The organism is Holophagaceae bacterium (genome assembly GCA_016720465.1).
In the GTDB taxonomy this organism is placed as follows: Bacteria; Acidobacteriota; Holophagae; order Holophagales; family Holophagaceae; genus JANXPB01.
In genome coordinates this window covers 1,330,659-1,354,158 of the sequence record JADKKO010000004.1, presented here as the reverse complement: position 1 = coordinate 1,354,158, position 23,500 = coordinate 1,330,659, and the positions used below count along the sequence as shown (strand labels likewise).

Here is a 23,500-nt window from a genome sequence, read left to right as displayed (position 1 = left end):
AGCGTGCTGGAGCGTGTCCCTGTCCGGCACCCGGATAGCTTGAGGCCCCTTCCTTCCTAGTACGGAAGCCAATTAGGGATGTCCGGCGAGACCCCGACCAGTGCCTCCATCGGGCTCCCGCCCGCCAATAGGAACGCGGTGGATCGCACATGGCCTTCCAGCAGGACGAATTCCGTCGCGCATAGAGACTTCCCGACCATGATGATCGGAGCGAGCCGTTCGCCGGCGGCCAGCCGTCGAAGGGTCCCAACGATGTCCTGGACCGTTTCGCCTCGTAATTTGCCCTGCCTGAAGTTCTCGGCGGCGCGCCTGGTCCAGCGGGTGCCGTCGGAATACTGGATCCAGGGGGCCCATTTCCCGTACTTGACGGTTTCGAAGTCGGGCTCCGCCAACAGGGCTCTGCTCCAAACCACATCATGGGGGAAACCCGCGAAGAGCAAGGATCGCCGTTCATACCCTCGGCCGGCTTCCAGCAGCGACGCCCGATAGTCGTTCTCTCCGCCGTCGTTGAAGTCTGGCTGGTCGATCAGGGCGCGGCCCCTTGGCGCGGCATCCAGGTTTGGGAGGATGTAGTCCTGGAATCGAGGTGAATCAATTTCACCCTGAAGGAAAGCCCCGACCATTTCCGCTTCTGAAGCTGGCCCCAGAATATTCAAGATCGAACCCTCATAGGTTGGTGTGTTTGCTGCCGGCCTCTCAGGCAGCAGGCGTTCGCGGTCGGGATCATCCAAACAATATAGTGTGGCGGCGCCTTGGAGAGCACATTCCCTCTTCGAGGCGCGGAACACGAAGGGGCGCTTTCTGCCATTGATCTTTCCTGATCATCCCCGAACCTCAGCCTGGAATGGATTGGCAACGATGGGAGAAATGGACTAAGAATCCACAGATTCCACAGATTCCACAGATTGAAAACCGCGAACAGTGGAGAAATGAGGCTCGCTCCCGGCAGGTAGCATGGGCCGCCCCCCTGAAAACCGGTTGGTCCATGCGGAGCAGAGAGGTTCCAGCTCTGCGAACAAAGTAAGCAGGAAGACGCACTGCGCCTGATAGCTGGAGGGGAAAAATTGCTCCTTCCGGGCCGACGGCACTTGAAGATCTGTGGAATCTGTGGAATCTGTGGCTGGGTTTTTGATCTTTAAAAATGGCTCTTCACGGATATGCGGGAAGTGGCACGTAGCGACTGCTTCCGTTAAGAGCAGGCACCGTGGCGTCTTAAAAACACCATTCCGTGAAGAACCTTAAAAATGACTGGCTTAAGTTGGGGGACCATCAGGTAATTTTTTTCTTGACAGTACGAACGATCGTTCTATTTTTTAATCATGAGCGCTACGACCGCAGCCGGACCCCGCATCCGCAAGGGCAGCCACACCCGGGAGGCGATCCTGGCCAAGGCCATGGACATCGCTTCGGTGGAAGGCCTGGATGGCCTCACCATCGGGAGCCTGGCGGAGGCGCTGGACCTGAGCAAGAGCGGGCTGTTCGCGCATTTCGGATCGAAGGAGGAGCTGCAGCTCGCCACCATCCAGGCAGCCCGGGATTTCTTCGCCCAGGAAGTGATGGTGCCGGGCTTGAAGGCGCGGAAGGGGCTGCCGCGGCTCTGCTCGGTGATCGCCACCTGGCTGGACTACGCGGAGCGCGAGGTGTTCCGGGGCGGCTGCTTCTTCACCGCCGTGAGCGCGGAATTCGATAGCCGGCCCGGGCCGGTGAAGGATCAGGTGGCCGCCTGCATGGCGGAATGGGTGGATTCCCTGGCGCGGCTGGTGAAGGAGGCCAAGGAGCTCGGCGAACTCGACCGGAAGGCCGACCCCCGCCAGTTGGCCTGGGAATTCAACAGCCTGGCCATGGGCGCCAACAACGCCTACCAACTGCAGCGGGACGCCATCGTCTTCACCTTCGCCCGCAAGGCCATCCGGGACCGCCTGAAGCTCTACGCGCCGGTCGGCACCCGGTTCCAACTGCGCTGAATCGCCGGGAGGCAAAGCATGGTCACGAACATCCATAGCCGCGAATACCCCGTGGACACCGCGCGCCTGGCCGCCTTGCTCGACAAGCTGGGGACCGCCGAGGACCGCCTCTGGCCCAGCCACCGCTGGCCTCCCATGCGCTTCGACGGCCCCTTGCGGCCCGGCGCCGCGGGCGGCCACGGCCCCATCCGCTACGTGGTGGATTCCTTCGATCCGGGCCGGTCGCTGCGGTTCCGGTTCACCGCGCCGGAGGGCTTCATCGGCTGGCACGGCTTCGACATCGAGGCGGTCGGCGAAGGACGCTCCCGCCTGAGCCACACCATCCAGGCCGATGTGAAAGGCGGCATGCGCCTCACCTGGCCGTTGGCGCTCCGCTGGCTCCACGACGCCTGCGTGGAGGATGCCCTGGACAACGCCGCCCGGGCCCTGGGCGAGCCGCTGCCCCAGCGCAGGCACAGCCTGGCAGTGCGGATCCTGCGCCGCCTGGGCCGGAGGGCATGATGAAGAAAACGAGAAGAGCCATGCCCTTGAGGTTCCACCTGATGCGCCACGCCTTTCGAGGCGTCCGGGCCCTCTCCACGCCCCTGGCCGCGCAGCTCGCGGAAATGCTCTTCCTCACGCCGCCCAGACATCCCATTCCGGCGGCCGAGGCGGACGCGCTGGCCACGGGGCGGGCCTTCCGCGTGCCCTTCGAAGGCAGCCATCTGGCGGCCTGGGCCTGGGGCCCCAAACAGGGCACAGCCCCGACGGTGATCCTGCTGCACGGATGGGGCGGGCGCGCGGGCCAACTGCGCGGCTTCATCGCCCCGTTGGTGGACGCGGGCTACCGGGTGGTCGCCTTCGACGGCCCCGCCCACGGAGCCAGCGGCGGCAGGCAGGCGTCGATCATCCACTTCGCTTCGGCCCTGGAAACCGTGATCCTGGGCATGGGTCCGGTGCACGGAATCGTGGCCCATTCCCTGGGCTGCGCCGCGGCCGCGGTGGCCCTCTCGCGGGGAGCGCGGATCGAAAAGGCTTGCTTCATCGCGCCTCCCGCAAGGGCCCGCGCCTACTATGAGCAGTTCCTCGCCTTCCTGGGCCTGCCAGACGCCCAGGCTCCCGAATTCTGCCGCCGTTTCGCGGACCGCTTCGGCTTCACCTGGGACCAGTTGGAAGTGCCCGCCCTCGCCCCGCGGATGCGCCTCGCGCTTCAGGTCATCCACGATGCCGATGACGGAGATGTGCCCTTTTCAGAGGGCGCGGCCATCGCCGCCTCCTGGCCTGGCGCGGAATTGCGCCGCACCGAGGGATTGGGCCATCGCCGCATCCTGAAAGCCAAGGACGTGCAGGAAAAAGCCGTGGCCTTTCTTTCGGAAGGACTGAGGTTCACGAGCTGCGTCCAAAGGTTCGAGGCGGAGTTGTTCGAACCCGCGCTGAGGGCCGGGTAGTCCATCAGGAAGGGCCTTTCCCGCTCACGGGCCGTACCCTCGGCCGCAGGGCCTCGGGGTTAAGCGACCGGGGCGAATCAAGAGCCTGCAGCAACGCATCGGTGAAAGCCAGATCCACCGCATGGTTGCCCAGCCGTTCGGCCTGCAGGAAGAACTGCTGCTCCTGCGGCGTGATGGCGAACGGAGCCAGGCTGCGCGCCGTCTACAAAGGGCTTTCGTCCACCACGCGCACCCCATCATTAGGTGCGTTGTTTTGTAAACTGTAGATGGCTCGAAAGCAGGGCAACCTCAGCCCTGAACACTTAATCCGACTTGAAGCAATGGGTATTGTGTGGACGAAAGGGTAGCGCAATCGTCGAGCCCAGCCCCCCTTCGATGGGGTTCTTTCATGTCTCTCTTTAGATCTTTTCTGGCTGCTTGGTTGAGTTGTCCGATTGTGCAGTGCAGAGATCTACGGCATAGACGCGGTAATCCACTTCATGAGATCTGAGGTCAACTTGAGCAACTCAGGGAAGATGAGCAACGAAGCATGGACGGTCTCGGTTGATATTGGGGCGACACTGCTCGGATGACCCGAATCATTCCGACCGGCCCTGATTTGTTGTAGAAACGGGGGCCAATTGTAGTGGAATGCCTCACGCAATTTCACAGGCATAGATTCGTCATGCAATGACAGTTCAGCGGCTACCGAATCGAGAACCATCTTTGCTCGCCAGTCCAGGAGTCCTTTTGCGGGCTTGCGTCCATGAACAGCAAGTCGAGCGATAACCACATCGCGAAGTTCCAGAATCAATGCCTCGCTCGCACAGCCAACCATTACCGCTGCCGCCTTGTAGCAAGTACGGTTGTAGGTCTCGACTGCCTCTGAAATATAGGATTCAGCAACGGCGGAGAGTGAGCCAGCGGCCCTCAACGTGGCAAGGTAGCCATCGGGGTTGGCGGGATCCCGGCTCAAGTTTGAAAGGGTTCGCCTACCGCGGTCGGTCAAGTGGTAGCGCGGTGGGTTTGGGTCTTGCAAACTGTAGCCAGTCCCGATGATCCCCAAGCGAAATAGGTCATCCCAGATTGCGAGTACTTCACGTCCCTGGGCATCTCTATCTAAGTGAATCCGTTCGGCCATGTTATCTAGCACTGTTTCTTTATGAAGGAAGTTAGGCCTGTCGGAGAATTCATTCAGAACTTGGAGCAATGTTTCCCAAATTGATCTGCTCGAAGTACTCATTGCCTTCTCCTTGATCGCTGATGAAAATTATCTCCACTACAGCAACATTTGAAATTGTTCTTGATCAAAAGGCTAATTTCGCGAATGACCGGGAACGACATTAGACTCGATCCATCATCGGAGCATCACAAAAAATGAAAATTAGCCACAAAGGGGCACAAAGGTCACAAAGAACTTCTTTGCGTACTTTGTGCCCCTTTGTGGCCAAATTTTAATTACAGAATTTCTGATGTAGCAATCACACGAAGCACGAACCAACCTGCTGGCTTAAATCAGGCAGCTTCACCATCAGCATGGCCATTTGGGTGGTTCGTATTTTAAATTTCCCGTATTTTTGTTTTCATCCCCGTCCATCCCCGGCTGGAAAAGCTTTTTCGCCGGGGATTCACGGGGACAAAGATATTGGGTTGTCCGTGTGATCACCTGCCTTCACGAACCCCATTCTCTGATCACCCTGATTGTCCAAACTCATAGGAAAGGGCCGCTGTCGCGGCCCTTTCCTTGTCTCACTTCAAGCTTCTTCCCCGGCTATCCGAGCTCACCGCTTCGGATACGCCGGCACCGGCGGGAAGGCCGGCGTGGGGTTCTCCTTCAACTGCTTCAGCAGGGTCTCGATGCCCACTTCGAGCTGGCGGTCGTGGCCTTGCAGGGCGCTGGCGGGATCGTTCTCCACGGTGATGTCCGGGTCGGCGCCGTGGTTCTCCACCCACCACTTTCCTTCGCGGCCGTAGAAGGCGTTGTTGCTCTGGTGCACGGTGCCGCCGTCCAGGGTGCGCTGGGCGTTGATGATGCCCACCAGGCCGCCCCAGCTCGGCACACCCACGATGGTGCCGAGGTTGCGCGCCTTCACGTGCATGAGGAAAGCCTCGCCGTCGCTGCCGTTCTGCTCGTTGCTCAGGAACACATAGCGGCCGTCGGAGGCCGTGTTCGGGTAGCGGAACGGCCCCATGCCGCGCAGCACGTTGAAGCCCACCTGCTTGCGCTCCAGCTTGTCGATCATGAAGTACTCGGTCCAGCCGCCGCCGTTGCCGCGCACATCGATGACGATGCCCTTCTTGTAGCGGAAGGCGTGCCAGTACTTGTCGAACTGGCCGATGTTCTGGTCGCCCATGGCCGTCAGGTGCATGTAGCCGAACTGGCCGTTGGAAGCCTTGTCCACGGCGGCGATGTTGTTCGCGATCCAGCGCTCGTAGCGCAGGTTCCAGTCGTTGGAGGCAGGCTCCACATCGATGGTGCGGGCGCCTTCCAGGGTGGGTTTGCCATTCACGGTGAGCCGCACCTTCTGGCCCTTGACGACCTGGAGGCGGGCCTGGATGGCCTCGGGGGCCCGCAGCGGTTTCCCGTCGATGGCCAGCAGGTATTCGCCCTCCTTCACCTTGGGCGCGGGATCCGCGAGCGGGGCCTTGAGATCCCGGGCATAGGGCGTGGGGCCATAGACTTTCGCGAAGCGGTAGACGCCGTTCTCGGCGCTGAAGTCGGCGCCCAGAAGGCCCGGGAACACCGGGTTCGGCAGGGGCCGCGCGGGACCGAAATCGCCCCCGCTCACGTAGGTGTGGCTCACGTTCAGTTCGCCCACCATCTGGCTCAGCAGCCAGTTCAGTTCCTGGCGGGAGTTCAGGTCCGGCAGCCAGGCGCGGAATTTGGCGCCGATGGCGTTCCAGTCATTGCCGTTCATGTTGACGTCGTAGAAGAAGTCCCGGTACCAGCGCCAGGCATCCTCGAAGATCTGCTTCCACTCCTCGCGGGGCGCGGCGGTCATGGTCATGCGCTCCAGGTCCAGTTTCTCCGGCAGAGCCTTCGAGGCGAACAAGGCGGAAGCTTCGCCCGTATGGAAGGCTCCGCCCTTGCGCAGGATCACCCGCTTGCCCTCGGCATCGAAGGTCCAATCGCTGAGGGTGTCGTTGAGCACCGCCTCCTTATCCTTCTTGGCGGCGGGATCGTAGAGGTGCAGCTTCCACTTGTCGGCGCCGCCGGGCACGTAGAGTTCTTCCACCACATCATCGTTCCAGCCTTCGACTTCGTCCCAGCCCACCAGGCCCTTCCCGGCCTTCAAATGGAAGAAGTTGCCCGCCTTCACGGGGAGCGGCGCGATGCGGTCCGAGAGGCCCGCCGCATCGATGCGGAAGACGCCTTTATCCTCAACGGTCTTCAGCTTCACGGCCATGACCTGGGTCGGCGCCGACTGGATGTGGTTGTCCTGGCTGGGATCGAGCTTCGTGTGGAAATTGCTGTAGCTAAGGAAGTACAGCGTGCTGCCATCCAGATCGAAGCGCGGGTTCACGCAATCGTAGAAATCGTCGGTCAGCGCCACTTTCTGCTTGGTGGCGAGGTTGTGGAGATAGATGCGGCTGTTGCGGTTGGGTTCCACGAAGCTGTAGGCGATCCACTGGGAATCCGGCGCCCAGGCGTAGTCGCTGACTTCCCAGGTGAACTCATCGTTCTTCAGTTCGTGGGACTCATCCACCTTAGTGAGCTTTTTTGTAGCCATATCCATCACGTAGATGGCAAAACTCTTATCGCCGAACAGGATCTTGGTGCCGTCGGGGCTCCATTCCAGGTGGTAGAGCGCGGTCTTCAAGCCCGTGGGAACCCGCTCGGGCGCGCCGTCCACGGCCTGCACATAAAGATCGTAGTCGCCGCTGGCATCGCTGAAGTAGGCCACGCGCTTGCCGTCCGGCGAGAGGCGCGGCATACGCTCGCGCACGCCGGGTGTCTTCGTCAAGTTTGTGGCGGGTTTCGTGGCGTCCGTGGGCACCAGGAAGACCTCGCCCCGGGCCTCGAACACGGCGGTGCTCCCCGCCAGGCTCATGGATTGGATCCAGTCCTTGGGATTCAAGGGACGAGGCGCGGCCTTCCAGCCGTCGGTGGTGGTGGACACTTCCACGCGGCGCACAACTTTGGTGGCGAGATCCAGCGACTGCAGGTAGCCGCCCTGCACGAAGACCACCGTGCGGCCATCGGTGCTGGGCTGCTGCACATCGAACGCCTTCAGGTCCGTGAGCGGTTCCACGGCCTTGGTGGCGGGGTCCACGGCGTAGAGGTTCGTGATGCCGTTGCTGCCGCGGTCGGAAACGAAGAGCACCTTCCCGTTGGCCCACATGGGCGCGCCGTTGCGGCCCACGTAATCGGTGAGTTTTTCGAATCGCCTGGCCTTCAGATCCGCCACCCACAGATCCTGGTGGCGGCCGCCCTTGTAGCGCTTCCAGTAGTACTCCACCACGCCCTTGGTGCTGTAGGCGAGGCGCTGGCCGTCCGGCGAAAGGGTGCCCTGCACGCCCCGCGGCACAGGCAGCGCCTCGGGCTCATGGCCGTCGAGATCCACGGTGAAGAGCCGCTCCACCGGCCGGAAATCGTAGTTGGAAATGGTCTTGAAGAGAACCTGCTGGCTGTCCGGCGTCCAGCCCTGCACCGTGGCGCCGCCCGCCCAGGTGAGGCGCTTCGGCGCGCCGCCTTCCGCGCTCATCACGTAGGCCTGGGTGCCGCCGTCGTACTGGGCGCTGAAGGCGATCCACTTGCCGTCGGGGCTGAAGCGGGCCGCGGTCTCCAGGCCCGGATGGGTGGTGAGCCGCCGCGCGGGACCGCCCTTCAGCGAGCCCAGCCAGAGATCATCTTCCCAGGTGAACACCACGCGGTCGCCGTTCACATCCGGCGAACCCACGAAGCGCGGGGCGCGGTCCTGGGCCACCAGGGCGCAGGCGGAAAGCAGCAGGGCGGAAACACGGCAGCTCAGCATCAAAGACTCCGGAATCGGTTGAACCAAGATACCTCGTTTGACGATGAATCAAAACAGCCTGAGTATCGGACCGGAAAGCCCACGCTTCTTCAGGCCTGAGGCTTCCAACTCCTCGGCCTTCAGGCCCCGTCGTCCGTATGCCACAACCAAAATCGATGAAATAACCCGTCAATTAAACGGGATTCTGGTTGGTGCTCTATGGAACTTCGGTTGAAGGGTGCTTGAATCGGCATGTAAGGTTTTTCAGGTCCGACGAGGTACTTCAGAGTCGTCCTTTTCGTAATCGGCCTCATGCAAGATCCATCAGAAAACGTGGGTGCTCCCCTACTATCTGGTGGATTTGATAGTGCAAATATTCCCGCAAATATATGTCGTTGCTAAGCCTACGGGTTGTTCTGGGCCGACCAGTGACTGTCCATCGCCTGTTTGCACCAACTTACGATTTCAAAGACCCGCGCGACTGCGGAGGTTCCGCCGATGCGACCTTCTCGTACAGAAGGAGTTAAATGTCTTGAGACTCTTCAGTAAAAAAGTCTGTCCTCACAGCACCTCGCGACTCCGACTGCCCCAACACAACGGTCGGGCCACCCTCGAGCAGGGTGTATTTCAAGACGCCAATTTCTAGGCGAATTTTACGAACACCGTGCCTTGCCTTTAGTTCCTTCACTTTGGCGAGAAATTCTTTCCTGTCACCAAACGCGGTCCTATCAATTTGCAGTAGGAGGGACCTCCCAGCCCTGGCTCGATGAGCAAAGGTTGGACTATGGGGATTCACCTTCAAATATTTTTCGAGATCCCCAATAAATTCGTTCGCAATCTGCCTATCTATCTCACTGGGCTCGTTGGCCAAACCACACCCAAGCGAGTAGGCGATCACTACAGTAGGAATCAGCAAGAGAAGTCTCCTCATCACCATGGCCGCCCTAACCAGTCATGCCATAAAACACCAGGCGTCATCCTTGGAGCGTTGTAAGGGATCTCTCTGATAGCACCACTAGAGGTTCTAGTCCCTAGGGGGATGCCAGCACCTTTTAGCATTGCTAAAGCCCAACCCGCACAGTTCACTGCTCCCATATTCTGAACGTTGTACTTACCCTTCAGGTTCGCATCGATCATTTTGTTCAATGCGGCGTACTGGCCCTTAGTGATCGTAAACGGGGGGAGCGCATAATTGAAGTCGCTTCGTTTATCGTTCTTCACCACCCCCGGAATGATGGGATTTGTAGGGCTGACCCACTGGAGCCCAAGCATTATCTTCTGGCCTACGCTGTCCGGAGTAATCGGTGAATTGGCGAGGTCAGGGTGGTAGCCGACGATTCGGTCTGGTGTCTCAATTCCGAGGTGCCCGCTTACCGACTTCGTATCAAACAATAAAGAAATGGTGACGGTTTCAGGTTCTTCTTGGAGAACCAACGCATCTTTCTTTGCTGCCCCTGTCTCGGTGTTTGTTGGCTCCACAATCACTGGCAGGTCTGAATTATTTTGCTTCCACATAACTTTTCCGCTCGTTTCCCCCTTTCCTATTTTTATAATCCAGTCAGATTCATAACGAATAAATATCCCATTGGCCATCCATCTCTGAATCGTGGCGTGATCCCAAGCGTCAAGGGAATCCGCTTTCCATTGATTAGAGTTCCAGAAATCAAACTCCATTTTCCACGGGCTCCGCATATCCGCCTCTCGCCCGATCTCCCGCATGCCGTCGGGATCGGTTCGGGTGACCGGATTGTTGGTGCAGTAGCTATACAGGTTCCAGCTATCGGGGTCCATCGCGACCTGGTCGTAGGCGGGATCCACCTGGGCGAAGCGGCCGTAGGTGGGCAGGTACATGCGCGCCTGCATGTAGATGGGGAATTGCGCGCCGTCCTCATGGTTGGTGAAGCGGCGGAGGCTCTTCTCGCCCGTTCCCAGGAACCGCTCGCCGAAGGGCAGGCTTTTCTGCCGGCCGACCACCACGCCGTCGGTATCCGTCAGCATGCTGGGCGTGCCGAGGTGGTCGCCCTGCTGGAAGAGCCATCGGCCTCCCCGGTCCTCCATCACAAGCTGCCCGAACGCATAGACGCAATCCGATTTCCAGATGAGAACCGGCCCTGAGTATCGGACCGGAAAGCCCACGCCAGGACGGCCAGGTGCAGAGATTGCTGCGAGAATCAGGCAGGTAGCTCCCTCGTCTGGGCATCGGGGCACCTACCACCGGCAATCCTCTGCTTTCTTCGATTCTCCCCACCGATTTTCCAGCTCTGCGAGGTCCAGGTTTGAAATCATCGAATGAAAAACCCAATAATCGAAAAAAATGGATAGCTATTGGATCCATCATTTCTGTAATTTTTTTCATTGTTATTGTCTTACCCGTCGGATATGTGTTTTTTACTCTTTATTGCTGGTTTGGAAGGGGACAGGATCCGGACAAGGTCATAAAAGAATGGAGGCAGACCCGCCTTTGGAATCAGCAGGAGGCGGAAGGCAGATCCATCATGAACTACATTCGATTGACTTGCCCTGGAGAATTGCCGGGTTGGTCCGCGTTGCCTTATCGGAATGATTTATCAGGTGAATATTATTATTTATTAGATTCAATACGTCTGCAATATGATTACCGGCGACCGGATGGGTCGGATAATTTGGATCTCACCCTGATTGTGAATCCGGGTCTGAACAAATTGAACTGGTACGAAGCGAATCCGTATATTCCGGATACCGCACGAATAATCAAATGCCCCAAGGGAGTCCAGGGTTGGATCCACGAGGCCTATCCATGGAATATCTTCCTTCCACCCTATGACAAGAAGCCGAACAATCCCAAGGCCTGCATGTTGCAGGTTTACATCGGGGATTGGAAGATCGGGCCACTCAGCGCGGAAGATCACAAGAATTTGATAGCGGATCAAAAACGATCCATCGCAAAATTTTCACGGGAAGAATCGGTCACACCGGAATGGATGGGTGCCGATGGAAGGATCGATCCGATGCGGATTCCGGATGATGCCGTCGATCCACGCTTCACGGTGCCGGCCTCAAAAATCCTGAGCCCCGCTTCCATCCCGAATAAAAACAGCAGCTCCGTGAACCCCCGGTGCATTGCCATTCAGATCGTGGGCCGCGACGAGGCGGCTGTCATGGGCATGTTGAACAAAGTGAATATTGAAGGTCTTTCAGGGTTAATTGATAAAAAGTGATATCTATTTTTACTTGATGCTTTGTTCATGCCTTCTCACTGGATGGTGTCCTTGCCTGAACGGCGCAGGGCCACCAGCGTGAGGTCGTCGCCCCGGGACGCGCCCCCCAGGAATTGTTCGAAATCGGCCCGGCAGGCCGCGAGGAGATCGGGGAGTGGAAGCATGGCGGACCGCCGGAGGACAGCGGCGGCGCGGCCGATGCCGAATTCCTGATCCTCCGCCTCGCCTTCGGTCCACCCATCGGTGTAGAGCAGCAGGGTCTGGCCGGGATCGAGAGTGAAGGTCCGCTCCAGGTACGTGGACGTGCCGAATAGGCCCAATGGCAAGCCTCCACCTTCCACGGGCCTCACGCCCCGGGCATCGGCGAGCAGCGGCCGGGGATGCCCGGCGTTCACCATCGCCACCTGCCCGCACTCCTCGAGGCGGAGGGCTAGCAGCGTGGCATAGCTGGTGGCGGAGGTCGCGTCTGCGAAAAGCTGGTTCGCCCGCGCCACAAGATCGGGAAGCGTGTGGCCGCCAGGGGCCAGGGCGCGGAACAGGGCGTGCAGATGGGCCTGGAGGAAGGAAGCCGCGACCCCCTTGCCGGCCACGTCCCCCAGGATGAGATGCGAGGGGCCGCCCGGTTGCTCCGGGAGGATCAGGTCCACGTGGTCGCCGGACACCAGCCCCTTGGGCTCCCAGAGGTAGGCTGCCTCCCAGCCGTCCCGCGCGATCCGGGTGGGGGGCAGCAGGGTCCGCTGCACCTTCGCGGCGGATTGAAGATCCCGTTCCAGGGCATGCCTTTCCATTTCGGAGAGGCACTCCAAGCAGACCTTCAGCAACGGATCCCGCTCCATCGAATCGATGGAGATGGAATCGTGGCAAACGGCGCACAGGCCCCAGTCGCCGACTTCGATGGCCCCGATGGCCGAATCCACTTGACGCATGAGATCCAGCAGGCGGGTTTCCTGGCGCTGGGTGGCCAGCTCAGCCAGGTAGCCCCGCCGGGCTGCGAGTTTCTCCAGCGCCCTCGCGGCGGCCGGACTCATGGCGCGCTCCCGGACCGGACCTCGGCAAAGCGGCGCAGGAGCTGGATCTGCGCCGCATGATAGGCGCTGTGCTGCAAGGTTCCGAGGATCAGGCTCCGGGCATCGGATTCGGAACCAGTCGGAACGCTGCCCAACGCCTCCTCGGAAAGACCGAGGATGGCCTCCCGAAGGGATCGATGGGCGGATTCGAGGGCCGCCAGCGCAGCCACCCAGTCCGCTTGAGCATCCTCGTGAAGGCGCCCCCAGCTCTGGTCCGGGTGATTCGAATCCGGCCTTCCTCCCTCGAGCCGCCCGGCGGTGTCCGCGAACCAGAATGCAAGGTGTTCGACGGTTTCCAGGATGGTGTTGAGGCCCGGGGCGAAACGCCAGGTGGCCTGGCTTGCGTCAACTCCCCCGAGGATTTCGAGGAGGGAGGCGCCATGCCAGGCCCCCCCACGGAAGGACCGCTCGAGCTGGTCGGCCAGGATGCTTCGTTCGGACGGGAGGGCGATGGACATATTAACCCCTTAGCAACAACTAGAAGGTTAGGATAGGAATCATTCCTAACCTGTCAAGAGACAAAAAGAAGTTATATTGTTCCCATGGAACCGGTCCCCCCCGCCCCCTCGCCCTTCGAGTTTTCCGGGGGCGACCTTGCGCTGGACTTCGTCAATACCTGGGCCGACCGGGCCCGCCCCGAAACGGATCAGCTCGGGTCCTACCCGCGCCTGGTGGAATTCGCGCGCGAGGCGAAATTGATGGATGGAGGCCAGGCCCTCGCCCGGGAGGCAGCGGCCCAGCAGGACGCCCGCTCAGCCTCTGAGGCGCTCAAGGCGGCCCGCCGGTTCCGGGAATCCCTCTATGGCCTGTTTTCGTCCCAGGCCGGCGGCACGGTGGTGGATCCCGAGGATCTGGCGCGGGTCAACCGTTCCATCCGGTCCGCCTTTCCCAACCTCGAGATCAGGAACCTGGGGGAGGATCTGGCCTGGGCCATGGACAGCGGCGGCCCCGTGCGGCTGGATTCCGTGCTCTGGCCCATCGTCCGGGCCGCGGCCCGGCTCCTGACGTCCTCCGAAATCGGCTTGGTCCGGGAGTGTGAAGCGGGCGATTGCACCTGGTTGTTCCTGGACCGCAGCCGCACCGGGAAGCGCCGATGGTGTTCCATGGCGAGCTGCGGCAACCGGGCGAAGGCCCGCCGCCATTACCTCCGCCAACGGAAGGTGTGAACGGCTCCTCGGGAGAGTCTGTTATACAAAATTGCATTCAAAAAGAAAGAATTCACCGCCAAGACGCCAAGAGCGCCAAGAGCGCCAAGAAAGCGAAACTCCACCACCCTTGATTTGAGCTCGAAATCGCTTCGCGGGGGCGCATAGCGCCTGCGGGCTCACAGCCCGCAAATTCAGACGGCCCGGCGCGGATCACCTGGTGCGTGAGGCCGTCGCCGGGCCGTCTGAATTCTAGCCGCGAAGCTGGCACATCACGAGTGCCCTTGGCGGTCTTGGCGTCTTGGCGGTGAGTCCTTTCTACACTACAGAACGCAACTGGGTATTAGGATCCCTGATCGCGATACCGGGCGCCGCCCATCCAACAATGCTTGACCGCCCGGCATCCAGGGCGTATCCCTGGGGCCAGCGCTGCCTCCCATGATCGGACAAACCCTTTCGCACTACCGGATCCTCGCGAAACTCGGCGAAGGCGGCATGGGCGTGGTCTACCAAGCCGAGGACCTCAAGCTGGGGCGGCAGGTGGCGCTCAAGCTGCTGCCAGCCGAGGCCACGGCCAACGAGGAAGCCCGGAAACGCTTCATCCAGGAGGCCAGGCATGCGTCGGGGCTGGATCACCCCAATATCTGCGCCATCCATGCCATCGAGGAGACGCCGGAGGGAGGCCTCTTCATCGTGATGGCTCTGTGCGAGGGCAAGAGCCTCCGGGAATGCCTGCACCAGGGACCGCTTCCCTGGGAAAGGGCCGTGCGGATCGAGTTGCAGATACTCGCAGCCCTGGGCCACGCCCACAGCCGGGGCCTTGTGCACCGCGACATGAAGCCGGCGAACGTCATGGTGGGCGACGGGGATGACATCAAGGTCGTCGACTTCGGCCTGGCCAAGGCCGTGGGCGCGGAAGGCCTGACCCGCACCGGCATCGTGATGGGCACCGCCCAGTACCTGAGCCCCGAGCAGGTGGTCGGAAAGCCCGTGGATCCCAGGAGCGATCTCTGGGCCGCGGGCATGGTGTTCTACCAGATGCTCACCAACCGCCCGGCCTTCACCGGAGATGGCATCGAGGCCACGCTGGCGGCCATCCTCCACGCGGAACCCGACCCGCCTTCTTCCGTGGTGCCGGGCCTGCCCCCATCCCTGGACACGATCCTGGCCAAGGCCCTGCAAAAGGACCCGCAGCATCGCTATGCCAAGGCGGAGAGCTTCCGCCAGGATCTTCTGGCCCTGGAAAGCGACGCCACCGCCACGCTTCCAGCCAGTCCCTGGCGGTCGCGGGATCGGACCGCATCCAACCCTCGCCCCAGGGTGGCCCGGAGATGGATATGGGGCGGAGCGGCGGGGGCCGCGACGCTGCTGCTCGCGGGGGCCGGATTTCAACTGGTCCAGCGCTGGCGCAAACCCGTGGCGCTCCAGGAAAACAAAGTGGCGGTCGCCCTGTTCGCGAACCGCACGGGGGATCCGGCCCAGGATCTGCTCGGGCGCCTGGCGGCGGAACGCATTTCGGAGGCCATCGCCCAGACCGGCACCGCGGAAACCGCGCCCCTCATCGCCTCCTTGCCCCAGTCGAATCCGGAAGAACCGGCCGATCCCAGGGCGCTCAAAGCCTTGGCGGAGCGGACCGGCGCGGGGCTGGTCGTCAGCGGCGCCTTCCAGGCCAACGGCGGCGAATTGCAGGTCCAGGCTCAGCTCTTCGACGCGAAGCTCATGAAGGTGGTCGCCCTCGTCAAACCCGAACGGGGCCCGCGGAGCCAGCCCGACGAGGTCTTCGGCGCGGTTGCGCAGCGCATGGCCAGCGGGGTCGCGGGCAGGATCCTGGATCCCTACCTGGATCCGGAGCGCATCGCGATCCCTCCGAAATTCCCGGCCTACCGGGAGTGGCTCGTGGGCTGGGAGCTGTACTGGAATTCCAGGCCCGGGGCCGAAGAGCGGTTCGAGAAGGCCATCCAGCTTGACCCAGACCTAATGGTGGGCCGCCTTCCCATCGCCTTCATCCGGTCCGAGCAGGGGGATTTCGACGGCGTGCGGGCCCAATTCGCGCTGCTGGACCAATCCCTGGGCCGGATGGGCACCCTGGACCGTTGTATGGTGGAGAACGTCCGCGCCCTGATGGAGGGGCACAGCGAGGCCGCGCTCGGCCCCATCCGGGAAGCGAGCCGGCTGGCCCCCGGGAGCCCGCTGGTGAACCACCAGCATGCCTACACCGCCTTCTTCACGAACCATTGCACCGAAGCGGTGGCCGCGGCCACCCGTCCCATCCGGTGGGAGAAGCTGGTGAACGCCCGGGTCCCCATCGGTTCCGACATGGGCGCCATCCTGGCCTGGGCCCACCACCTGCTCGGGCAGTACGGCCAGGAATTGGAGTCCAGCGGCAAATACCTGGCGGTCTATCCCGAAAACACCAAGCTGAAGGCCCACCGCGCCTGGGCCGCCGCGGGCCTGGGCCGCGCAGGGGAAGCGGAGGCCTTGGGGCGGGAGCTGATCACCCTTGATCCGGAATCCGCCCTGAGGGTGGCCCAGGATCTCCGGATCCATGGGCACCGGGATGCTTCCGCGCGCCTCGCCCAGGAGACCCTCCACTCCATCCAGCGCAAACTCGACGCCGGAACCGACTCCGGAACCAAGGCCGAACCCCTGCATGCCTTCCGCATGGAAAGCCTCTACTTCGCGGACCGGCTGCCGGAATGCCTGGCGGCCGCGCAGGCGATCCTGCGCAGGCATCCATCATCCCTCCCGGCCCTTGGCCGCCTCGGCATCGTCCAAGCGGATCTGGGGCGGGCCGCAGAAGCCCGGGGCGTCATGGCGCAGCTCGCCCGGCTGCCCCGCAAGGATCAGTTCGGCCTCGTCTCCCTCCTCCGGGCCCGCATCGCGTGCCGGCTCGGAGAGAAGGAGCAGGCGCTCACGCTGCTGCGGGAGGCCACCGCCGAGGGCCAATCCCTGGGCAACGTGCGCCATCTGGATGTGGCTTTCGAGGGATTGAAGGGATACGGTCCTTTCGAGGAATTCATGCGGCCGAAGGAGTAAGGAAGCTGTCGAAGCGCTCATTCCAAAGCGCGCAGTCTCGTTCCGGGAACCACTTCCAATCCGAATCGGTTTTTGAGCACCTCGAACAGCTCGGCGTCCTCCAGTTCGCGGATTTCGGGCACGGATCCCCGGTTGGTCACCAAGGTACGGTTCCGCAAGACATATCGAGCCTCGGGTGTCGGCAGCTGGGCCGTCAACGTTGTCACGAACCGGGACTGCGGATGGGTGCTGGTGTACCAATTGGCCACTTCGAAATCGATGGGCTCGCGAGCTTCGGGCACGAAGGCGTAAAGATCAAACCAACCCTCCGGTTGCAGGCATTGCAACACCTGGAGGTTTCCTTCGGGGACAACCCGGTAGGTGGCCAGGAACTGGGCATGCTCAGCACCATCCATCGGCACGGGATGCAGCAGGCCCTCTCCCCCGAAGCCCACATCGCATAGGAATTCAGTGCTCCCGACGCCGACCAGCAGCAGCATGTGCGTGCGGGCCGTGTCCACGACGTTGCCAAAACGGACCCTGGCTTCGCAAGGCCTCGGGTTGAAGCCGACAGCCTTCAACGCGGCCTGGAAAAGGGTGTTCTGTTCAAAGCAGTAACCGCCGCGTCTGCGGTGCACCATCTTGTCTTGCAGCGAGGCCAGATCCAGATGGATGGGCAGTCCCATCTGGATGTCCAGATTCTCGAAGGGGATGGAAACGGCATGGGCCAAGTGGAGGCCATGCAAGGACTCGGCGGTCGCATCCAGCCTGCCGCGGTAACCGATCCGTGCGAGATACGCTTCAAGATTGAACACAGCTTCCATGACAATCCTTCCGGAAGGCCGGTGCCCTCCTTATCAACCCCCGCACCTGAAAGCTTTGCAACAGCACGGGACCGAGGGTACCGCCATCCATGATCAAGCGGGCGAGCCTTTCCGCATCGAATCGGCCAGGACCGTGGCAGTCGCATCAATCGGATGGCGACCGGAGTATCAGCATCAGCGCGGCCAAAATTTTGCCGTTGCAAAGCTGTTTTTACTTCGTTGCCTGGAGGGTTGGTAGCTGTTTCATGACCAAAGAAAGGGCCGCTTTCGCGGCCCTTTCTTTGGGTCGGCGGAATCTATTTCCCGGCCAATTCGTCCGCCAGCGCGCCGGCGCCGTAGACCTTCTTGAGGGATTCCATGATGGCCCTGGCGTCGACGCTCACGCCGCGGTTCACCTTTTCATCGTAGAAGTAGCGGCCGGGCAGGCTCTCGATGTTGCCATCGAAGATCAGGCCCACGAGCTCGCCCTTCTTGTCCACCACCGGCGAACCGGAATTGCCGCCGATGATGTCCACGGTATGGATGAAGTCCAACGGCGTGGCCATGTCCACGTCCTTCTGGTGCTCCACCCACTTGGAAGGCAGAGCCCAGGCTCCGCGCTCGGCCGTCGCGCCCCATCCCCAGGCGCGGTCGTAGAGGCCGGCCATGGTGGTGAACGGCTGCACCAGGGTGCCGTTGGCTCCATAGCTGCGCACGTCGCCATAGGTGAGGCGCAGCGTGAAGGTGGCGTCGGGATAGGTTTCCTTGCCATACACGGCGAAACGGGCCCGGGCGATGCGGCCGCCCTGCTCCTCGATCACTGCGCCCACTTTTTCTTCCTGGTTCTTGCGGGTGGCGCGGCCCAGGGGATCGAGTTTCTTGGCCAGCAGGATCATGGAATCAGTGCTGGCGTCGATGGCCTTCTGGCCGCCTTCCATCAATGCCTTGCGGGCATCCGGATCGCTCAGCTTGGAGCCTTCCACCGCGGCCTTGGCCACCTCAGCGGGGCTCTTGCCGCCCAGCATCGCCTTCACGAAGGGGTGGTTGGCGCCGAGCTGCTCCTGCGCTTCCTTCAAGCCATCGGTGAACTGGGCGATCTCCAGCTCTTTGTAGAAGGGCCGCTTGATGCCCATCTGCATCTTCATGGAAGGCAGGCGGGCATCTTTGAATTCCGGCAGCCGTTTTTCATCCGGCAAGGCCGCTTCCGCGGGCATGCGCACCAGCGTGAGCGCGGCGCCCAGGAGCGAGGATCCCCTCGTGTTCACGAAGGACAAATCCTTGAACATGGCCTTCTGGACGGCTTCGGCGGCCTCGATCTTGGCCCAGGCCCCTTTGGCATAGGCGAGCTTCGGATCCGCGTCGACCTTGGCCCGCAGTTCCTTCTCGGCCTTCTCGATCCTGGCCATGGCCTCCTTGTCCTTGAGCCCCGACCAGTAGCCCGTGATGGCCTTCTGGCCATTCTGGAGACCGAAGATCTGGGTGTTCACCTGCCGGGCGTTCTCGGGGCCCCGCGTCGCGTACTCCTCGAGCACCTTGATGCGCCGCGCGAGTCCTTTGAGCTGGGTGGGAGAAGAGACGTCCCGCGCGAAGGCCATCTGGGCGTAGGTCTGCAGCCGGGCCGTGGAACCGGGATGGCCCGCCACAAAGGTCAGGTCGCCGGTCTTCAATCCGCCGTTGGTCCAGTTCAGGTGCGCGGGCGGCGTGTAGGGTTTCCCCTTTTCATAGACCCGGAAGATGGAGAAATCGATGTCGTGGCGGGGATAGGTGAAATTGTCGGGATCGCCGCCGAAGAAGGCGATCTGCTCCTCGGGGGCGAAGACCAGGCGCACGTCGTCGTGCTTTTTGTAGCTGTAGATCCAGTATTCCCCGCCCTGGTAGAGGTCCACCTGCTCGCAATGGAAGCCGGTCTTCTTCTGCATCTCGTCCACGATGCGGCCGAGTTCCACCTGGCGGGTCTTGAGGGCTTCCTTGTCCGTGGCGCCCTTCTTCACGGCGCCGTTCACGCGCTCCGTGACGTTCAGCATGTCCGTGAGCGTGTAGAGGATCAGGCCCGGCACCTTGATCTCTTGCTCCCGGGCGGGCGCGTAGAACCCGTTCTTCACGTAGTCGTGGTCCTTGTCCGACACCTGCTGGATGGAACCGCGGCCCACGTGGTGGTTGGTGAGCACCAGGCCGTCCTTGCTCACGAAGGAGCCGGTGCCGCCGGGGAAGCGGACCACCGAGAGGCGGACATGGTCCAGCCATTTCTGGTCCGGGGTGAAGCCGTACTTGGCTTGCATCTTTTTCGCCGGAATGTTGTCAAAGGTCCACATGCCTTCGTCGGCGCGGAGCGCGCCGGCTGACAGGGCGAGGGCCAGGGCGCTGAGGCCCAGGAGACGAAAAGGGGAGTTGGTGGATTTCATGAAGGGCTCCTTTTGGGTGGTACATCAAAACGCGAGGCTGAGGGTTCAAGCTTAGCCCACTCCCTCTGATCATCCCAAGAAGACTGCAAATGGAAGCGTGACTCCCGTCACCTTAGGGCCTGGCCAGACTGGTGAAGTTGGATTTATTGAGTCTTTGTTGCAACGGAGTTCCTGATGTCTGCCGACTTTCCAAACCCACGCTTCAGCGCCGCCCTCCTTGGACTGTGCCTGGCTGCCCAGGAACCGCCGCAAATGAAAGCCGGGGTGATCCAGGACAATTCGTTTCTCATCGAGGAGGCCTACAACCAAGAGGACGGCGTCATCCAGCACATCAGCAGCTTCATCCGCTACCGGCAGAGCCGGGACTGGATCTATTCCTTCACCCAGGAATGGCCGGTGGGCGGCCTGAAGCACCAGCTCAGCTATACCCTGCCCTGGCAGCGCGTCCGGTCGGCGCCGGACAGTCGAGGCGGCGCCGGCGACATCGCCCTGAACTACCGCTACCAGATGCTGGGGGACGGAAACGCGAGGATCGCGTTTTCGCCGAGGTTTTCGCTGCTGCTGCCCACTGGGCGCGAGGACCAAGGCCGGGGTTCCGGCGCAGTGGGCTACCAGGTGAACCTGCCTCTCAGCGTGGTGCTGGGTCCCCGCGCGGTGGCGCACTTCAACCTGGGCGCGACCCACACGCCCAACGCCAAAGACAGGGAGGGGCACAAGGCCGATCTCACGGCCATCAATGCGGGCCAAAGCGTCATCTGGCAGGTTTCGCCGACTTTCAATCTGATGCTGGAAATCGCCTACATCCGCGGCGAATCGGTACGCGGCCCGGGCCTAAAGGTTCCTGCGAACAGCTTCTTCATCAGCCCCGGGCTGCGTTGGGCCCGCAACTTCCCCGGCGGGCTGCAGATCGTCCCCGGCATTGCCTTCCCAATCGGGACAGGCCCCAGCAGGGGGGACCGCGCGGTGCTCTTCTATGTGAGCTTCGAGCACCCCCTCAGGAGGGCCTCGAAGTAGGGCCTCAGAATCTGCACTTCAGATGGAGAGCCAGCGTACGGGGAGGGATGACGTGAGTCCCGCCGAAGGTGCTCAGGAAGTTGTAGAGCCCTTTCTCATCGAAGGCATTGAGCAGATCCAGGCTCACCTGCAGGGCGGCTTTTCCACCCAGCTTGAAGGTCCCGCCGAGGCTCAAGTCCCAGGTCGTGCGGGGCCTCACGCGCCACACGCCGTCCGCATCGTCGTAGCGCACGAAGGGAATGCCGAACTCCAGGTCCCGGTTGCCGGCGGCTTCGATGGGATCCTTCGCCACCAGGCCTGAATCGTAGCGGACGAGGGACTGCGCATACCAATCGTTCCGCTCGAAGCGGAGGCCGAGCTGCGCGGCGAGTTTCTGGTCGTGGTCGATCAGGAAGCGCACACCAGGCTCGTCCGGGGCATCCAGCAAGAGGCCGCCCACGGCGGGCGTCACGAAGAGCGCGCGCGTTTTGCCAAGGCTCAAGTAGGCGGAAAAGCCCTTTGCCGGGACCAGATCCAATCGCAGGTTCACGCCGTGGAAGATGCCACTGGCCGCGGCGATGGGGAATTGGATCCCCGTGTCGAAGAACTGTTCATTGTCCGCCGCATTTTCGGATCGCTTCTCCCAATATTCCAGGCTCACGCGGCCCACTTGGCCGATCTGCTGCTCCACGCCATAGGTGAAGCTGTTCTGCAGTTCCGGTTTCAATGGCACCGCGGGGGTTCCCGCCAAGGCGCCGAGGTCCCGCGCCTGCTGGCTCAGGGAAAGCGCGAGGTTCTCGTTCTCCGGCGTGATCATGAGCCGGTCGTAGGAGGCACGGAAGACCGTGCTGGTGGCCTCCACCCGGTACGAAAGGCCCAGGCGGGGCTGTAGCGCCGTCGAAGCGAAATTCCGCTGGGTGTAGCGGTCCAACCTGAGGCCTGCTGTGAGGAACCAGGGGCCGGTATGCCATTCGCTTTGCGCATAGGCCGACGAGAAGGCCGGGGTGACCTTGTCGTCGAAGGTGAAGATATTGCCTCCGCCCGCTGGCGTGAAGGGAAACAGCGGGTCGGCGGGGTCGGTCACCTGGTCCGGATCCCGGATGGCAAATCGGAAATTTTCATGGATGGGATAGGTGATGTGGCTGAGGCCGGCCTTCAGGGTGGTCTCGCCGATCTTTTGGGTGTAGGCCGCCTGGATGCCCAGATTGTCGAGGCTGCGGCGCTGGTGGATCCAGATGGGGAAGTCGGCGCCCCCGGCGCCGAAGCCCGGGGAGAGCTCAGCGGTGGGGCGCAGCTCAGAGGTCGCATGGCGAGAAAACAGGGTGGTTTCCAGGCTGCGGCTGTCGTCGATGAGATGGGCCCAGGTCAGGCTGAAATTCGCGTCGCGGGATGCGGCCCGCTGGTCCTGGCCGCGCAGCTGCTGGCTCGGCAGATTCACCACGTCGCGGTCCGAATGGCCGCCGCTGATGGAAAACCTGAGTGTGTCCTTGGCCGACAGCAGCCAATCGAAACGCGTGAAAAGCCGTTGCGCGGTGCCCTGGTTGTGCAGATTCTCGAAGCTCACCGGGTCGAGGAACCGCTCGGAGGCCGAAACCGAGCCGGCCACGAAATAGCCGAAAGCGTCCGTGCCACCCCTCAGGCTGAGGCTGGCCTCCCGCGCGGAAAACCTCGACAGGCCGAAGGCTGCGTCGCCCGCGAGGCCCGGCTGGCCAAGGCCGGTCTTGGTGGTCATGTTCACCACCGCGGCGGGCTTGCCGCCGAATTCCGCGGAGATGCCGCCGGTGACCACTTCCATGTTTTCGATATGAGACGCATCCAGGCCATTGGAGGATGAGGCCCCGACCTGGTCGCTGACCGGAACGCCATCGATGACATAGGTCACCTGGCCATGGCTTCCCTTGAAATGGAACCGGCCGTTCTCATCGGCGATGAAACCCGGCGTGGCCAGCAGGACGCTTTCCATGGCCCGGCTCTGGGAGGCGGCGGGGATCTTGTCGATCAGGCTTTGGTCCACATGGAGATGGGAAGCCGCGTGGTCCTCCACCAGGGAACTCTTATCCTCGACCACCACGGTCATCTGGCCTTCGAGCAGCACCAGATCCAGCTTTTGAGGCAGCTTCGTGTGGACTTCGAGGTTGCGGTGCTGCGGCGCCATGCCGGGAGCCCGGGTCTCCAGGTGGTACTCGTTGAAGGGGATGTTGTAGAAGGCGAAGCGGCCCTCCGCGTCGGTCTTCGCGGACTGCCGGTAGCCGCTGACCTTGTTCTCGATGAGGAGCGAAGCTCCCTTGATGGGCCGCCTCTTGTCATCCTTCACGGTCCCCGTGAGCCCCCCAGCGGAAACAGCCGCCGCGGCCGCAGAGGCCGGACTCGCGGCCGGAGCTGCGCCAAGCAACCATGGCAGCGCGAGGACCCAGCTAAGGCGCGACATCCGACTCAAGACCACTCCACCATAGGAAGAAACACTAAATGAAATTGAATTCTATCTATGTCTTTCCGTCAAGCGGCAACTTCATCCAGGGCGGCGCCAATCCGTGGTGGCCAAACCCTTCTACC

At 62.0% G+C, this 23,500-nt stretch carries 16 protein-coding genes; 7 read left to right on the top strand and 9 right to left on the bottom strand.

The annotated features are described in order from the left end of the window. Window positions 1–56 precede the first annotated feature (56 nt). On the bottom strand, window positions 57–623 hold the full coding sequence (locus tag IPQ13_13305; protein ID MBL0211867.1) for a hypothetical protein: 567 nt from the start codon (window positions 621–623) through the stop codon (window positions 57–59). Window positions 624–1,319: 696 nt separating this feature from the next. Between IPQ13_13305 and IPQ13_13300 the strand changes: the two genes are divergently transcribed. Genes IPQ13_13300 through IPQ13_13290 form a run of 3 tightly spaced genes read left to right on the top strand, consistent with a single transcriptional unit; the run spans window position 1,320 to window position 3,391 of the window. Further along, a complete protein-coding gene (locus IPQ13_13300; GenBank protein MBL0211866.1) occupies window positions 1,320–1,964 on the top strand; it encodes a TetR/AcrR family transcriptional regulator in 645 nt (214 codons plus the stop codon). Window positions 1,965–1,982: 18 nt separating this feature from the next. Then, entirely contained in the window at window positions 1,983–2,465 is a 483-nt protein-coding gene (locus tag IPQ13_13295) for an SRPBCC family protein (protein ID MBL0211865.1), read from the top strand. A gap of 20 nt (window positions 2,466–2,485) precedes the next feature. Then, complete coding sequence (locus IPQ13_13290) at window positions 2,486–3,391, top strand: alpha/beta fold hydrolase (protein MBL0211864.1); 906 nt, start codon at window positions 2,486–2,488, stop codon at window positions 3,389–3,391. 451 nt (window positions 3,392–3,842) lie between these two features. Here the strand turns inward: IPQ13_13290 and IPQ13_13285 are convergent, their stop codons facing one another. The 3 genes from IPQ13_13285 to IPQ13_13275 form a co-directional block, all read right to left on the bottom strand. Further along, the gene (locus IPQ13_13285; GenBank protein ID MBL0211863.1) at window positions 3,843–4,613 is read right to left on the bottom strand and encodes a hypothetical protein; all 771 of its coding nucleotides are present in this window, start codon (window positions 4,611–4,613) and stop codon (window positions 3,843–3,845) included. 538 nt (window positions 4,614–5,151) lie between these two features. Continuing rightward, window positions 5,152–8,346, bottom strand: coding sequence for a PD40 domain-containing protein (locus IPQ13_13280; GenBank protein MBL0211862.1), 3,195 nt, complete (start codon window positions 8,344–8,346; stop codon window positions 5,152–5,154). 909 nt (window positions 8,347–9,255) lie between these two features. Beyond that, window positions 9,256–10,323: an RHS repeat-associated core domain-containing protein gene (locus tag IPQ13_13275; GenBank protein ID MBL0211861.1), complete on the bottom strand. Its 1,068-nt coding sequence runs from the start codon at window positions 10,321–10,323 to the stop codon at window positions 9,256–9,258. Between the two features lie 278 nt (window positions 10,324–10,601). Here IPQ13_13275 and IPQ13_13270 point away from each other — a divergent pair, with 278 nt between their 5' ends. Further along, a complete protein-coding gene (locus IPQ13_13270) occupies window positions 10,602–11,522 on the top strand; it encodes a hypothetical protein (protein MBL0211860.1) in 921 nt (306 codons plus the stop codon). A 35-nt stretch (window positions 11,523–11,557) separates the two neighbouring features. On the opposite strand, the gene IPQ13_13265 is transcribed toward IPQ13_13270, so the two are convergent. Continuing rightward, window positions 11,558–12,550, bottom strand: coding sequence for a SpoIIE family protein phosphatase (locus IPQ13_13265; protein MBL0211859.1), 993 nt, complete (start codon window positions 12,548–12,550; stop codon window positions 11,558–11,560). After that, window positions 12,547–13,047: a DinB family protein gene (locus IPQ13_13260; protein ID MBL0211858.1), complete on the bottom strand. Its 501-nt coding sequence runs from the start codon at window positions 13,045–13,047 to the stop codon at window positions 12,547–12,549. Before IPQ13_13260 ends, IPQ13_13265 begins: the two co-directional genes overlap by 4 nt. Window positions 13,048–13,131: 84 nt before the next feature. Between IPQ13_13260 and IPQ13_13255 the strand changes: the two genes are divergently transcribed. Further along, the gene (locus IPQ13_13255; protein ID MBL0211857.1) at window positions 13,132–13,755 is read left to right on the top strand and encodes an ABATE domain-containing protein; all 624 of its coding nucleotides are present in this window, start codon (window positions 13,132–13,134) and stop codon (window positions 13,753–13,755) included. Between the two features lie 417 nt (window positions 13,756–14,172). Continuing rightward, window positions 14,173–16,770 (top strand): protein kinase, encoded by a 2,598-nt coding sequence (locus IPQ13_13250; protein ID MBL0211856.1) that lies wholly within the window; start codon window positions 14,173–14,175, stop codon window positions 16,768–16,770. Window positions 16,771–16,787: 17 nt separating this feature from the next. Here the strand turns inward: IPQ13_13250 and IPQ13_13245 are convergent, their stop codons facing one another. Together IPQ13_13245 and IPQ13_13240 are read right to left on the bottom strand one after the other, a co-directional pair. Next, window positions 16,788–17,573 (bottom strand): arylamine N-acetyltransferase, encoded by a 786-nt coding sequence (locus IPQ13_13245; protein ID MBL0211855.1) that lies wholly within the window; start codon window positions 17,571–17,573, stop codon window positions 16,788–16,790. 296 nt (window positions 17,574–17,869) lie between these two features. Further along, window positions 17,870–19,954, bottom strand: coding sequence for a S46 family peptidase (locus IPQ13_13240; GenBank protein MBL0211854.1), 2,085 nt, complete (start codon window positions 19,952–19,954; stop codon window positions 17,870–17,872). Between the two features lie 174 nt (window positions 19,955–20,128). Between IPQ13_13240 and IPQ13_13235 the strand changes: the two genes are divergently transcribed. Then, window positions 20,129–20,968, top strand: a complete 840-nt coding sequence (locus IPQ13_13235; GenBank protein MBL0211853.1) for a transporter — start codon at window positions 20,129–20,131, stop codon at window positions 20,966–20,968. A 4-nt stretch (window positions 20,969–20,972) separates the two neighbouring features. On the opposite strand, the gene IPQ13_13230 is transcribed toward IPQ13_13235, so the two are convergent. After that, complete coding sequence (locus IPQ13_13230; protein MBL0211852.1) at window positions 20,973–23,375, bottom strand: TonB-dependent receptor; 2,403 nt, start codon at window positions 23,373–23,375, stop codon at window positions 20,973–20,975. Window positions 23,376–23,500 lie beyond the last annotated feature (125 nt).